Consider the following 15,145-nt stretch of genomic DNA (forward strand, 5'->3'; position numbering starts at 1 on the left):
AATAGGTGACATATGGCACGTGAAATTCTTACCGTCGTTGAAACGGTTAGTAACGAAAAAGGTGTACCTCGTGAAGCAATTTTTGAAGCACTCGAACAAGCTTTAGTTGCAGCGACCAAGAAAAAGTTCTACGAAGGAACAAACTCGGAAGAAGCACGTCTACGTGTAGAAATCGATCGTAAAACTGGTGACTACCGTACTTTCCGTCAATGGGAAGTGGTTGCAGATGAAGATCATGAAATGCCGGCTTGCCAGGATGCAATTTCTGATGTGGATCCTGCACAATGGTCGATCGGTGACATTCGTGAGCTAGAAGTTGAATCAATCGATTTCGGTCGTATTGCTGCACAAATTGCCAAACAAGTGATTGTACAGAAGATTCGTGAAGCTGAACGTGCACTGGTTGCTGATGCCTATGAATCTAAAGTCGGTGAGCTGATCTACGGTGAAGTGAAAAAACAAACCAAAGACGGTTTCATTATTGACTTAGGGGACAATGCTGAAGCATATCTTGCACGTGAAGAAATGATTCCGAAGGAAATCCTTCGTCCAAAACAACGCGTGAATGCAATTCTTTTCAATGTGAACCGTGAAGGCCGTGGCGCTCAGCTACAGCTTTCTCGCGCAAAGCCTGAAATGCTAATCGCGTTGATGAAAAAAGAGATTCCAGAAATCTCTGAAGAAATCATTGAAATTAAGGCAGCCGCACGCCAGCCAGGTGTACGTGCCAAAATTGCAGTGAAAACAAATGACCATCGTATTGATCCGGTTGGTGCTTGTATTGGTATGCGTGGTACACGTATCCAGGCAGTACAACAGGAACTCAATGGTGAGCGTATTGATGTCGTAGTATGGTCAGATGATCCTGCTCAGTACATTGCAAGCGCTCTTGAACCAGCAGATGTATCTAGTATCGTCATCGATGAAGATGCACGTACTGCAGACATCATTTTCGCAACGAGTGATCAATTGGCTCGTGCGATTGGTTCACAGGGTCAAAACGTTCGTCTGGCATCTGAATTGACTGGCTACAAGCTGGACATGATGCTGGAAGAAGAATACTACGCACGTCAGCAAAGCGAAGCGCAAAAATACCTGGACATGTTTGTAACACGTCTGGATATTGCTGAAGATTTGGCTATGGCGTTGGTAGAAATGGGCTTCACCTCGCTTGAAGAAATTGCATACGTACCTGCAGAAACGTTTGATGAAATCGAACTGGATGCGGAACTGGTTGAACTACTGCAAAGCCGTGCAAAAGAAGTTGCACTTGCTGATGCATTACAACAGCAAGAAAACGTACAAGCGCCAAGTGAAGAACTTGTTGCAATGGAAGGCATGACAGCAGAGATCGCGCAAGCTCTAGCAGCTCGTGGTGTGGTAACAGTGGATGACCTGGCAGATCAGGCAACTGACGATATCGCAGATATTGAAGGTTTAGGCGCTGAAAAAGCGGGTCAGCTCATTATGAAAGCGCGCGAATCATGGTTTAACTAGGAGGTAGTATATGACGGACAAGTCGATTAAAGAGTTAGCCCTCAAATTGGGTCGCCCAGTTGAGAAGCTCCTGGAACAGGTTCGTGAGGCAGGTTTACCACAGAGCAAATCTGACGATATTATTACCGCCGAACAACAAGATCACCTGATGAGCCATGTGAAAAAATCACAAGGTTCGGATGGTCATGCAGGACAAATCACGTTGAAACGTAAAACGACTAGTACGGCTAAAGTAGCCAGTACTTCGGGTAAGGCAAAGACTATTAATGTAGAAGTTCGCAAGAAGCATACATTTACTAAGCCTGATCCAGAACAAATCAAGGCAGAAGCACTTGCAAAAGCGCAAGCTGAACAGCAAGCAAAAGCTGAAGCTGAGCAAAAGCCAGCAGCGCAAAAGCCAGCTGATGCACCGAAATCAGGCACAAACAACGCTAGCAAAGCATTAGAAGCAATGCGTGCTGCTGCGAAACAAACTAGCGACAAGCAAGAAGTTTCTAAAGCGGCTGTCGTTGTAAAACGCAAATCTACAAACAAACCAATCGTGAAGCAGGTTGTTAAACCAACTGAAACTGCTGAACAGAAAAAAGCACGTGAAGCACAAGCAGCGAAATTGAAAGCTGTTGAAGAAGCTGCTCGTCGTAAGGCTGCTGAAGAAGCGCAACAACGTACGCTTGAACAAATGCGTCAAATGGCATCTAAGTACTCAGCTGAAGACAATGCGCCTACAATCCGTGTTGTAGATGATTCTCCGCTTGCTGCTGGTCTGGTTGGTCAAGCATACGAAGACTCTTTCGCGAAAGAAGACCGTGAAATTAAACGTGGTACGAACACGAATAATACACGCTCATCTAAGAAAGGTGGTCGTCGTGGTGAAGAGCAATCGTTCCGTGATAACTCACATAAACGTGGTTTGAAAACAAGTCAATCGAACAAACATGGCTTCGAAAAACCTGTTAAGAAACAAGTTTATGATGTAGAAATCGGTGAAACCATTATCGTTGCTGACTTAGCTGCGAAAATGGCGATTAAAGTTCGCGAAGTGATTAAAGCACTCATGAAAATGGGTGAACTGGTTACTCAGAACCAAGCGATTGACCAGGAAGTTGCTGCACTGATCGTTGAAGAAATGGGCCATAACCCAGTTCTTGTATCTGAAACTGCTGCAGAAGATACGCTGATGGAGCAAGCTGAAGAAGCGCGTGGTGTGCAATCTACACGTGCACCTGTTGTTACCATCATGGGTCACGTTGACCATGGTAAAACATCGCTTCTTGACCGTATTCGCCGTGCTAAAGTGGCTCAAGGTGAAGCGGGCGGTATCACACAGCATATCGGTGCTTACCATGTAACAACGGACAAAGGCATCATCACTTTCCTAGATACTCCGGGACACGCAGCATTTACTGCAATGCGTTCACGTGGTGCGAAAGCGACTGATATCGTGGTTCTAGTTGTTGCGGCTGATGATGGTGTGATGCCACAAACTGCTGAAGCAATCGACCATGCGCGTGCTGCGGGTACGCCAATCATTGTTGCGATCAACAAAATGGATAAAGAGTCAGCTGATCCAGATCGCGTACTGAATGAATTGACGACTAAAGAAATCGTGCCTGAACAATGGGGCGGTGACGTTCCTGTAGCAATGGTTTCTGCGCACACTGGTGCCGGTATCGACGAACTTCTTGACCTGATTTCAATTCAAGCTGAACTTCTAGAACTTAAAGCTTCTGAAGAAGGTGCTGCACAAGGTGTAGTTATCGAAGCACGTGTTGATAATACGCGTGGTGCGGTTACATCAATCCTTGTACAAAACGGTACGTTGAAAGTGGGTGATCTGGTTCTTGCAGGTTCATCATACGGTCGCGTTCGTGCAATGACAGATGAAAACGGTAAACGTATTCAATCTGCAGGTCCTTCGATTCCAGTTGAAATCTTGGGTCTTCCAGAAGCGCCAATGGCAGGTGACGAAGTTCTTGTTGTGAATGACGAGAAGAAAGCACGTGAAGTTGCCGATGCGCGTATGGATCGTGAACGTCAAAAACGTCTTGAGCGTCAATCTGCAATGCGTCTTGAGAACATTATGGCGTCAATGGGCAAGAAAGATGTACCGATTGTGAACGTGGTTCTGAAAACTGATGTACGCGGTACATTGGAAGCATTACACGTGGCGCTTGCTGACCTTGCGACTGACGAAGTTAAAGTACGTATTATTGGTTCTGGCGTAGGTGCAATCACCGAGTCTGACGTAACACTTGCTGAATCTTCTGAAGCAGTACTGCTCGGCTTTAACGTTCGTGCCGACAATACAGCACGTCAAAAAGCAGATGCTGACAGTATCGATATTCGTTACTATTCAGTGATCTACCAATTGATCGATGATGTGAAAGCAGCAATGAGCGGTAAGCTTGCGCCTGAACACCGTGAAACAATTCTTGGTGTTGCACAAGTGCGTGAAGTATTCCACTCAAGTAAATTCGGTGCGGCTGCAGGCTGTATGGTACTTGAAGGCGTATTGCATCGTAACAAACCGATTCGTGTATTACGTGATGACGTGGTTGTGTTCCAGGGCGAACTTGAATCTCTTCGTCGTTATAAAGAAGTGGTTGAAGAAGTTCGTGCCGGTATGGAATGTGGTCTTGCAGTCAAAGGCTATAAAGACATCAAACCTCTCGACAAGATCGAAGTGTATGATGTTCAACTGATTAAACGGAGTCTTTAATGGCGGGTAGTCAGCGTCTTAAGCGTATGGCTGATACAGTTCAGAGAGAACTCTCTGAACTGATTCGTCAGGAGCTTAAAGATCCACGTCTGGGTGGTCTGGTGACCATCTCGGCGGTGAAAGTCAGCCCAGATTTAGGCTATGCTGAAGTTTATGTGACTGTCATGGGTCGTGAACTTGGTGATGAGCAAAGTGAAGCGGCAAATAAAGAAACGCTTGATGTCTTGAATAAGGCATCCGGTTTCCTGCGCCACGAACTGAGCCGTCGTATCAAGACACGTATTACGCCACGTCTGCGTTTCCATTACGACAAAACCAATGCGTATGGTAACTATATGTTTGGTCTGATTGCTGAAGCTGTGAAGGATTTACCTCCAGCTGAAGACAAGAAAGATGAGGAATAAGCGCTGATCCAGCGTAATAAAAAAGCCACCTTCGGGTGGCTTTTTTATGGGTATTAGAAATAAGGGGAAATGGCTTTCATGCATATTTACATTTCTTTTTATTTTTCTCCCCGAGGGAAAAAAGAAAAAGGAAATGAAAACTCTTCTATTTTAAATCATCATCGCAGTTTTTCTTTTCAAAGAAAGCACGACGACGAGTTTTCTGCCAAGGCAAAGGACGTTCCAGTGCTTCTGGTACTTCACCACTCATCGAGCGTAAACGTAAGTGTAATGCTGCCTGAGCCATCAAGTTCGCTGAAACCGGTGCGGTAATAAAGGCAAATAAGGTAATCAGCACTTCAGCAAAACCAAAGCGGCCAAAGCTGGCAGAATAGATCATTGCTGCAATCAGAAAGCTACCGAGCCCCAAGGTACTGGATTTAGTCGGTGCATGCAGACGCATAAACAGGTCGGGTAAACGTACCATACCAATTCCGCCAACCAGCATAAAGAAAGCGCCAATTAGCAGGAAAATCGAGATCAGAATTTCTAGGTATAACTGCATCTGAGAACTCCTAATCGATCACATGACCAGTGGTAAAGTAACGTGCCAGTGCAGCAGTCGAGACGAAGCCCAGCATTGCTACTAATAGCGCACCTTCAAACATAAAGGTACTGGTCCAATAAATTCCAAGGATAACGACTAGACAGGTGGCATTTAGAAATAGAGTATCCAGTGCCAGTAGACGGTCCACAATAGATGGTCCCATGACTAGACGTGCTAGACACAGGAACATGGAAATCGTCACAGCACCTAGACAAATCATTAAGGCATAAGGCAAAATTGTCATGCTTTTTCTCCAGTCTGGGCGCTAAAAATTTCAATCAATGGACGTTCATAGCGTTGTTTGATGGTTTCAATCTCAGCAGCTTCATCATCAGTACTTAAGGCATGTACCAGAATATCGCCACGATCCTGGTCAATTCCGGCAGAGACTGTACCTGGCGTCGTGGTAATGATCATCGCCAGTAAGGCATTCACTTCTTCATGTTCAGTTTCCAAAGGAACACGGAACCATTTGGGATGCAGGTTTTTAGTTGGACCGAGCACTAAAATCGCCACCTTGATATTGGCAACAATCACGTCCCAGATCACAACAAAGAACAGGCGAATGGCAGGCAGCCAGTGAATATTCGGGGTGTAGTCAATAAAGCGAAACACCATTCGTGGAATCAGTACAGCAAGGAATAATGCAGTGACGAGTGTACCTGCATCCAGACTATGATTCAGCAAAGTCCAGCTTACCCCGACAATCACGGAAACCAACGGGTGGGGGAACCAGCGGCGTAAGAATGATTCTTTCATTATGGTCCCTCCTGTGGTTTAAGTTGATTATCGCTTGGTGCACTTTGCTGTTCGATATACTGTTCATTGATCTGACGCTGTTTGAATTCAGAAATATTTTCACCTTCTAAGGTTGCCGGTGAAATGATATAAGGAATCAGATGTGCATTTGGATCAACATTTTCCCCACCATACTTGGTTTCAGGCAGATATTCTGGGTCAAATGGCTGAACGCTAATGACCTTACCTTCAGCATCACGTTTCAATAATACTGCTTCATAGACTGGATTATCTTTAATCTGTACAGCAGTGCGATATACATAATTATAGATAGGTGAAGCAAATACTACATAGGCCGTCAGTCCAGCTAACAACAGGTAAATCACCTTATCATTGCGCAATGGCGCACGGCTTGGCAGGGTTTCATATTGGCTAAAGGCTTCAGAATGAACATTGTCATCTGGTTTACTAGAGCGCCAGAATAGAACAAAACCAACCCGGGTAAAGCCTAGAATACTTAGCAGGCTGACCAGCAGAACCGTAATGATAATGATCATCTGATAAGGTGAGCCTGACGTAGCTTGCAAGATAAAGATCTTGCCAAAGAAGCCACTAAATGGTGGCAGGCCAGCCATCATCAACGCAATGATAAAGTAGACAATCGAAACCAATGTATTCTGCTTCATCTGCGGCGCGATTTTAAAGTGATCTTTAAATTCCCCACGCTGCGAGGTAATCCAGCCGCTAAGCATATAAAAGGCTGCTGCGATCACAGTACTATGCACCATATAGTACAGGCCACCAGCCCATGCCGCTGAATTATTCAAGGCAATCGCAATCAGAATAGTGCCGACTGAAGACAACAGCATAAAGCCAATAAAGCGACGCAAACGATCCGTACCGATAGCCGCTACAGCACCATATAGCGAAGTAATCAGACCGATGACCATCAGGCAGTTCATCAGAATCTGATGGCTGTATTCATCATCAAAGACTGTACCATTGACCCGTAGGATGGCGTAAATACCAACCTTGGTCATGATGGTAAATAGAGCAGCCACTGGCGTCGTCGCTACAGCATAGGTTTTGGGTAGCCAGAATCCGACAGGCAGCATCGCAGCCTTGATGCCGAACACCACAAATAATAGCAGTGCACCAGCAACCGCAATTTTATGCTGATCATTTTCCAGCGTTGGCATCAGCCGAGCGACATCAGCCATATTCAGACTGCCGACACTGCCGTAGATCATACCTAAGCCAATCAGGAATAGGGCAGAAGCTAACAGGTTAATGGTGACATAGTGAATGCCGAGCTGGAAACGTGCCTTGCCTTGGCCATGCAGAAGCAACACATAAGATGCCATTAGCAGGATTTCAAAGAATACGAACAGGTTGAACAAGTCACCTGTCAGGAAAGCACCACTAAGACCCATCAGTAGGAAATGCATCATGGCATGGAAATAACGCCCACGCATGTCCCAGTCACGGCTGGCATACCAGATGATTGGCACAGCTAATGCGTAAGTCAGCACCAGCATCAGCGCAGATAACTGATCCAGAACCAGTACAATCCCGAATGGGGCAGACCATTCACTTAAGGTGTAGACACTAATCTGTCCCTGACTGCTGCTGATCAAATAACTGATTGAAAGCACCAGGCCGAGCAGGGTCGAGACATGGCTGATACCACGACGCCAAGGCTGGCGCCAGTCCGTCGCCAGTGCACCTGAACCAGGATTGCCGAGTAACAGCAATATAAATGCAGTGAATGCCGGCAGGAGAATACTGAAAATTGGTGTATGTTGAACCCAAAAGTTATGAAGATCAGTCATTAAGGCTCATCCTCACGTGGGTCATGATGTGGTATTTCTTCTTTAGAATCAACGTGGTCTGTCCCTGATTCATAACGGCTGCGAAGGGCCAGCTGAACAATGAATGCCGTAGTGGCAAATCCAATAACAATAGCGGTCAGTACTAATGCTTGTGGCAGTGGATCGGTGACCTTGGTGGTTTCTGTAAGGACGGCAGGTGCATTGAGCTGCATACGTCCCATGGCAAACAGAAACAGGTTAACGGCATAGCCGATCATCGCCAGACCTAATACCACAGGGAAGGTACGTGCACGCAGGATCAGGTAGATCCCGGTTGCCGTCAGTAGCCCAATTGCAGAGACCAATAAAAATTCTAGACTGATCATTGCATTATCCTCTTGGTACCGGGCCAGTCATGGTGGAATGACGTGAATCCCCAAGCACAGAAATCATTAACATGGTCGCACCAACTACAGTGACATATACACCGACATCGAATAGTGCTGCAGAAGCCAGATGCATATCACCCAAGATTGGTGGATGGACATGAATATGTGCACTAGTCAGGAATGGGCGTGACCAGAACCAGGCGGCAATACCGGTCAGTCCGGCGATCGTTAAACCAGTACCGATCCAGATTTCATAAAGACGACCAGATTTAGCACCAAGCATTTTTTCTGCATGATCCTGACCAATGGCGATGTACTGAATGATCAAGGCTAATGAAGTCACTAAACCTGCAATAAAACCACCGCCAGGCTGGTTGTGACCACGCATGAAAATATACAGGCTCACCACCAGTGCAACCGGTAAGATCCAGGAAGCCGTCACTCGCAGCATCAGAGGGGAGGGGTTAAAGCGATAGGTCAGACCTTGGGTAATGGTGGTGCCGTGAGCACGCATACCATCCATCAGGCTCAGCACACCAATCGCCGCAATACCGAGTACAGTGATCTCACCGAAGGTATCAAAACCACGGAAATCGACCAGAATTACGTTTACTACATTGCTCCCGCCGCCGAGCGGAAGGGATTGCTGGGCAAAGAACCATGAAATCGAATTATGATCCCGGGTCATGATTATCCACGTGATCCAGGCAATACCCAGACCACCCGAAATTGCAACAACAGCATCGCGCCAGCGTCGGGTCGGACTAGATTCATAAGGCGTGAGCTGGGGCAATAGCGACAAGCTCATTAGCAGTAGAACTGTTGTCACCACATCAACCGTAATCTGGGTCAGAGCCAAATCTGGTGCCGAGAAACTGATAAAAATCATGGTTACGACTAGGCCGACTGCGCCACTGATCAGTACGGCTTTGATACGCTCATGATGGAACCACAACATCATCCAGCAGGCTGATAATAGTAACAGCCATAGGACAATCGCTAAAACTGATGCATGAGTAAGCTCACGTGCTCCAGTACCAATCTGGTGGGTGACCAGCGGCACAGCCACCAAGCCTACAGTAAAGATGACGATCCACAGCAAATAGCTTTGCAATTTGCCATTTTCAGTGGCACGGCGGAAACGACGCGAATTCAATAACAGAGATTTTAAGAACAGATCGAACAATATTCGACCTTGGAATTTACCCAAGCTCGGATCGAGATCAATTTCACGGATCGTACCGCCTTTCGCTAATACGAAATAGAATACTACCCCGCCGATCAGGGCAATCACACTCATTAACAATGGCGCATTAAAACCATGCCAGATGGCAAGATGCGTACCTTCAAAAGCCAGATTTTGTGTCGCAGCACGGGTAGTGCTGTTAACAATTTTTTCAACCAGCAGTGCAGGCAAAATACCGACCAGGATACATAAGGTTGCCAGCAAAGTTGCTGGCGCACGCATACCAAATGGGGGTTCATGCGCATTTTTATTCGGTACATGATGTCCAAGTGGACCATCAAAGAATATGCCGTGAACCATGCGAACCGAGTAGGCAACTGCAAAGATGCCGGCCAAAGTTGCAACAATGGCAGAGCCAATCAGTACTGAGCCACTTAAGTTTGCTAGCAGTTCAGTAAAGAACATTTCCTTGGACAGGAAGCCATTGGTCAATGGGACACCTGCCATTGAGGCAGCAGTAATCATGGTCAGTGTTGCAGTAAACGGCAGTAATTGCCATAAGCCGGACAGCTTGCGTAAGTCGCGGGTACCTGATTCGTGGTCAATAATCCCGGCAATCATAAACAGTGCAGCCTTAAAGGTCGCATGGTTAATAATATGGAAAATTGCCGCCGCCACCGCGAGTGGTGAACCAATTCCCAGCAGACACATGATCAGGCCAAGATGACTGATGGTTGAATAAGCCAGCAAGCCTTTCAGGTCTTCTTTAAAGATGGCAAAGAAAGCTGCCATACATAGGGTAAATAGACCGATAAAAGTGACAATATTATGAAACAGTGCCGCACCGGCAAAAATTGGCAATAAACGTGCGACTAAGAATAAGCCGGCTTTGACCATCGTGGCAGAGTGCAGATAAGCAGACACCGGAGTCGGTGCTGCCATGGCATTGGGTAACCAGAAATGGAACGGGAATTGCGCACTTTTAGTAAAGGCACCGAGCAAAATTAGCAACAAGGTTGGCACAAACAGCTGATGCGATTGAATCAGCTCGGTCATGCCCAGGATCTGATCAATCTGATAAGTGCCTGTGATTTCCCCTAAAAGCACGAAGCCACCGAGCATCGCCAGACCACCCATACCGGTAATGGTCAGCGCCATGCGTGAGCCGCGTTGGGCAGCCTCATAATTGCCCCAGTAACCGACCAGCAGGAAAGAAGAGATACTGGTCAATTCCCAGAAAATCAGCAAAATAATCAGGTTATTCGACAATGAGATGCCGAGCATGGCTGCCATAAACAGCATCAGCAGGAGATAAAGTTTGCTGAGAGAGTTTTTAGGACTTAGATAATAGTAGGCATAAATATAAATCAGGGTACCGATACCGCTGATCAGCAGGGCAAAGAGCAGTCCGAGAGAATCTAGGCGAAAACTGAAATCAATCCCGAGTTGTGGCAGCCATGACCAGCTTTCAGTAATCACTGCACCATTTAGCACTGCAGGCGCTTGGCTGAGTAATAATGCAAAACTGCTGAGGCTGACACCAATGGCCCCTAAGGCCGTTACCCCGCGCGAAAATCTCTTCAGCCACGAGACAAGGGTTGTGCCTAATACTAAGGGTAACAATATAATAATCGGCAGCACACTCGTATCCATTGTCGTGAATTAGGTCGTCATGAACCTAGGGTGAATCTTTATCTTTCAAGGATTACAGGAGTGCAAGGAGCAGTCCAAATTTCTCAATCTTGAAAGCCAAATCGTATTCAAAGAATAAAAATAGTTGTATTGCGCAACTTATAAACGATAGCAAATTCCGATTTTACAATGAAAAATGCAAGTAATTCCGATCATATTACAGGACAACAACAACATCAATCTTTTTGTGTACGACTTAACAATTATACGATGCCCCCATTAGCACATGGGGTGCATGCTTAAGCACATCGTCCGGATTGGACTGAAAATAAAGATCAAACTCAAAGATTCTATTGAGAAAAATGCACAAGCTTAAAGATCTGCCTCAATGAAGAGGCGGTAAGAAATATTGGTTAAACTAATTTAATTAACCGCATCTTTGCTTAAAATGGAATTTGCGGAATTTTCCGGTCATTCTGATTCAGTAAACGTAGCAATTCCTGTTGCTGTTCTTCATTGAGTTGCTGCTGAATGATTTGCAAGATTGAAAGCGGGGTGACTTGTTCAACTTCTGGCTCGGTAAGCGCGATTGCTTCAGTATTCAGCGTTTCTTGATCCAAGCCTAGATCGGCATAGAGCTGATCAAATTGCGGTGGCATTGTTTCAACTTGAATTGGATACAACTGTTTATCTTCCAAACGTAAACATTGAAAATCTGCTGCCTGTTCCAACAATTCAGGGCGGTTGCCCGTGGCAATGATTTGCAGTTCAGGAAAAGCTTGATGCAGACGCGGCAGAATGACGGCTGCCATGTCCTGATCCAGCTGATGATCAATCGCATCAATTAGAAGAATGCCGCTACCTTCTTTACATGGAAATAGACTTTTCGGATTGAGCAGGCATAGACGACGCACAATATCCCCGACTAGCGCAATCCAGTTACGGATGCTATTCGGTAATTGCTGCAAGGTCTGGGTTTGTCCCTGATACGTCACCATGAGCTGCGTTTTCGGTTGATACTGCAAATAGATATTGCTGACTTCAGGTAGCACGATCGATAAGGCTTCGCGCAAGTTATTCAGGCTTGGGGTATTCACCTGAATCTGGGCATGTTCAATATGTTTGACCAGCTCATCCATATTGTGCTTTTTATCCTGTTGCGAAGCCCGTGTCAGGATCTGTTCCAGAATCTGCGCACTCTGGGCATTTTCAATATCACTGATTTCCCGGAACCATTCAAAAAATCGGGTAAAAGTGGTGAAGGGGATTGCCGCAACTTCATAGGCATACGGCGTCTGGAAAATTACCGGATTGTTTTTGCTGAGCAAGTTAATTTCATTGACGAAACGATCAGCCGGATAATAGGCAATCAGCGGTAATCCAAGCATCGGATCTTTGGCAAGGGCTTTCTGGTAGAGCGTGACCATGGCTTCGAGCTGCGGCATATCCACCTTGCTCACTCCCACACCCTGACTATTTAGGGTTTTGTACAATTGCCAGTTGCATTGTTGGACAGAAGATTGCTGTTGATCGCTACTTTCTGGAAAAGCGCCAATCTCCTCAGGAAAACGTACCTGAATATTGATCTTCGATTGCAAACGATGCTGCATGATGTCCTGGTCTAACATCACCACACCCGCAGTGCGCAGGTCACGATATCGCGCAGCAAACCAGGTCAGTGCCTGATAGGTACTACGCAGCAGTGCTGTTTTGCCAGAGCCTTGATCACCCAGAATTAAGGTTACGGGCAGCTTGTGATATTTAAATTCGAGCTGGATATCAGAAAAGTGCAGGGTATGTTTGAGTTGTATGGATTCGACTTGCATAGACCACCTGTGCCGTGATGACTACATCCATGCCGTACTAGCCTGCTGCCTGCCGTAATGATTGCGGCATTTTAATTTTCAGCTGTTGAATCAGGTCATAAATGTGGTGAATATTTAAGCTTACTTTAGCACGTGTACAGGCCACGTAAAGCAGTCTTAACTCTTCATCACTAATCTTGTGGTCTTTTTCATTCAGCTTGAACTGATAGTCATCTTCGATATGCACCCGATCCCATTCCAGCCCTTTAGCTTTGTGAGCGGTGGAGATGATGTAATCTGCCTGTCCGATCGGCGTGATCTTGGCCAGCGCCGTTTTTAGTGGATCTGTGCCATGTTCATCAACCAATTTAACCAGTGGCTTGATATCACTGCCTTCATTGGTTTCGCAATATTCATGCACATCATGCCATGAGTTAAACCAGGCCAGTTCAGGAACATCCACCACACGTTTGCCTTGTTTTAGCATGGCAGCGGCTTCAACAAAACGATTCAGTTTGACATGATCGGCCTGTAGGCTAACTTTTTCACCACGAACCAGTCCAGCAAGCAGTAATTCCATGGCACGGGCATTAGTCCGACACAAAATCGCATCACGCATTTTGGTATGCGGCTTGTTGACGACTTTGGAATTTAGGTGCGGATTACCGAGTAACGGTACTGTTTCATTGAGTGCACCTAAAATCGCATTGGCATTCAGGGCAATCTCAGGACCAAAACGGAATGACGTGGTCAGACGAGACTCGGGTAGGGGTAATTGCTGCATGGCATTCACCGCACCACGCCAGGCATAAATTTGCTGATGCGCATCGCCCACATAGATCACCTGAGTGCTGCGCTGTTTTAGCAAAATACCCAGCATCAATGGATCGGCGTCTTGCGCTTCGTCGAAAAGCACATAATCTGCAGGAATATTCGGCTCAGACAGTGCCCAAAGTTTCAGGTAAATATCATGTCCGATACCAGCCTGATGATTTGGATCAATCGATTCCAGCCAGCGACGCTCGACAGCAGGGTAGAGTTTCTTTTGTAAAGCTTCGATATCATCCGGATGTAACCAGCTCGGTGCCTGAATATGCCGTGGAGCAGGGTACTGGGAACTGGTCGAGCAGAAATAGCCGACTGCGTTCGCGACCAGACTGGCCAGACGCGAAGGCATCATCACATACTTTTCATAACGCCCACCCATCATACGGCGCAAGGTCATCGGTTCAAGTCGATATTCCTTGGCAATGAAACTTGGGCTGAGGCGGGGCAGACGTAGCTTATCCGTGACTCCACGTGGAACACTGCGATAGGCTAATGAGTGAAAAGTACGACAGTCCACACCACGATGAAATTTATTCTGTGCTTCGGCAGCAATGGATTTATTAAATGCCAGATACATGCCACGCCGTTGCGGCATGGCATCACTGATCATCTGTAAAGTTGTAGTTTTACCTGTACCGGCATAGGCAATCACCTTGAAGGATTTGCCCAGACGTGCGTTATCAATGGCAGTCGCCTGCTCATAGGTCGCGGTTGGTTTATTTTGCTCAGACACAGGTAAATTCAAAACTTAGTGCGCACGGTTGGCTTTTTCAACCAGACCAGATAAGCCCTGACGACGTGCCAGCTCATTCAACACCAGTTGTGGATCAAGATCGAAATAACCCAGTATCACGATGGTATGGAACCACAGATCAGCCACTTCATAGATCAGGTCATTTTTATTGTCTTCAGTGGCTGCAACTTTAAAGTCTTTGGCAGCAATCACGGTTTCAAAGCTTTCTTCGCCGACTTTTTCCAGAATCTTGTTCAGGCCTTTGTGATAGAGCTTAGCGACATAAGATGAATCAGGATCAGCTTGCTTACGTTCAGCCATCATCTGGCCTAAGTAAGACAATACTTCAACCTGTTCAGACTGCGCATTAGAGGCATTCATAGCAATGGTATGCGGATTAGTTGATTTTTCACCATAAATCGCAGCAGGATCTTTGATTTGTGCATCGACAATTTCCCAACCATTCGGCGTCAGCTTGCGGTAGAAGCAAGATTCACGGCCGGTATGGCAAGCGATTCCACCATGCTGTTCGATTTGCAGCACAATCACATCAGCATCACAGTCCAAACGGATTTCATGCACAGTCTGGAAATGACCAGATTCTTCGCCCTTATGCCATAACTTGTTGCGGGAACGAGAGAAATACACCGCCTGATTTTTTTCTGCAGTCAGTGTCAGTGCTTCACGGTTCATCCACGCTACCATCAATACACGACCGGTCTGATGATGCTGAGCAATGGCAGGTACGAGTCCTTGTTCGTTAAATTTTACTTCATCGAGCCATTGCAGGTTATTCATAAGGGTGTCCATCTGTTGA

12 protein-coding genes are annotated in these 15,145 nt (G+C 46.2%); 3 read left to right on the forward strand and 9 right to left on the reverse strand.

The window, feature by feature from the left end:
- Positions 1-12 precede the first annotated feature (12 nt).
- Genes nusA through BS636_RS06780 form a run of 3 tightly spaced genes read left to right on the forward strand, consistent with a single transcriptional unit; the run spans position 13 to position 4,620 of the window.
- Positions 13-1,497, forward strand: coding sequence for a transcription termination factor NusA (gene nusA, locus BS636_RS06770; RefSeq protein WP_099338093.1), 1,485 nt, complete (start codon positions 13-15; stop codon positions 1,495-1,497).
- 10 nt (positions 1,498-1,507) lie between these two features.
- Entirely contained in the window at positions 1,508-4,216 is a 2,709-nt protein-coding gene (infB, locus tag BS636_RS06775) for a translation initiation factor IF-2 (protein ID WP_099338094.1), read from the forward strand.
- A complete protein-coding gene (locus BS636_RS06780; RefSeq protein ID WP_004810065.1) occupies positions 4,216-4,620 on the forward strand; it encodes a ribosome-binding factor A in 405 nt (134 codons plus the stop codon). The genes infB and BS636_RS06780 overlap by 1 nt, the downstream gene beginning before the upstream one ends.
- A gap of 145 nt (positions 4,621-4,765) precedes the next feature.
- Here BS636_RS06780 and BS636_RS06785 read toward each other — a convergent pair whose 3' ends face one another.
- The 9 genes from BS636_RS06785 to hisIE all read right to left on the reverse strand — a co-directional run bounded on the left by BS636_RS06785 (position 4,766) and on the right by hisIE (position 15,126).
- Entirely contained in the window at positions 4,766-5,164 is a 399-nt protein-coding gene (locus BS636_RS06785) for a Na+/H+ antiporter subunit G (RefSeq protein WP_099338095.1), read from the reverse strand.
- Positions 5,165-5,174: 10 nt separating this feature from the next.
- Positions 5,175-5,450: a monovalent cation/H+ antiporter subunit F gene (locus BS636_RS06790; RefSeq protein WP_099338096.1), complete on the reverse strand. Its 276-nt coding sequence runs from the start codon at positions 5,448-5,450 to the stop codon at positions 5,175-5,177.
- Positions 5,447-5,965 carry a Na+/H+ antiporter subunit E gene (locus BS636_RS06795; RefSeq protein ID WP_099338097.1) on the reverse strand — a complete coding sequence of 173 codons (519 nt, stop codon included), beginning with the start codon at positions 5,963-5,965 and terminating at the stop codon, positions 5,447-5,449. The genes BS636_RS06790 and BS636_RS06795 overlap by 4 nt, the downstream gene beginning before the upstream one ends.
- Positions 5,965-7,776, reverse strand: a complete 1,812-nt coding sequence (locus BS636_RS06800; RefSeq protein WP_099338098.1) for a monovalent cation/H+ antiporter subunit D — start codon at positions 7,774-7,776, stop codon at positions 5,965-5,967. Before BS636_RS06800 ends, BS636_RS06795 begins: the two co-directional genes overlap by 1 nt.
- On the reverse strand, positions 7,776-8,141 hold the full coding sequence (locus BS636_RS06805) for a Na+/H+ antiporter subunit C (RefSeq protein WP_099338099.1): 366 nt from the start codon (positions 8,139-8,141) through the stop codon (positions 7,776-7,778). The genes BS636_RS06800 and BS636_RS06805 overlap by 1 nt, the downstream gene beginning before the upstream one ends.
- A 4-nt stretch (positions 8,142-8,145) precedes the next feature.
- Positions 8,146-10,983 carry a monovalent cation/H+ antiporter subunit A gene (locus tag BS636_RS06810; RefSeq protein ID WP_099338100.1) on the reverse strand — a complete coding sequence of 946 codons (2,838 nt, stop codon included), beginning with the start codon at positions 10,981-10,983 and terminating at the stop codon, positions 8,146-8,148.
- Positions 10,984-11,405: 422 nt separating this feature from the next.
- Positions 11,406-12,788: an ATP-binding protein gene (locus BS636_RS06815; protein WP_099338101.1), complete on the reverse strand. Its 1,383-nt coding sequence runs from the start codon at positions 12,786-12,788 to the stop codon at positions 11,406-11,408.
- Positions 12,789-12,825: 37 nt separating this feature from the next.
- A complete protein-coding gene (locus BS636_RS06820; protein ID WP_099338102.1) occupies positions 12,826-14,328 on the reverse strand; it encodes a UvrD-helicase domain-containing protein in 1,503 nt (500 codons plus the stop codon).
- Positions 14,329-14,343: 15 nt separating this feature from the next.
- Complete coding sequence (gene hisIE, locus BS636_RS06825) at positions 14,344-15,126, reverse strand: bifunctional phosphoribosyl-AMP cyclohydrolase/phosphoribosyl-ATP diphosphatase HisIE (protein ID WP_099338103.1); 783 nt, start codon at positions 15,124-15,126, stop codon at positions 14,344-14,346.
- Positions 15,127-15,145: the final 19 nt, after the last annotated feature.

Origin of the sequence: Acinetobacter sp. LoGeW2-3 (assembly GCF_002688565.1) — a bacterium.
In the GTDB taxonomy this organism is placed as follows: Bacteria; Pseudomonadota; Gammaproteobacteria; order Pseudomonadales; family Moraxellaceae; genus Acinetobacter.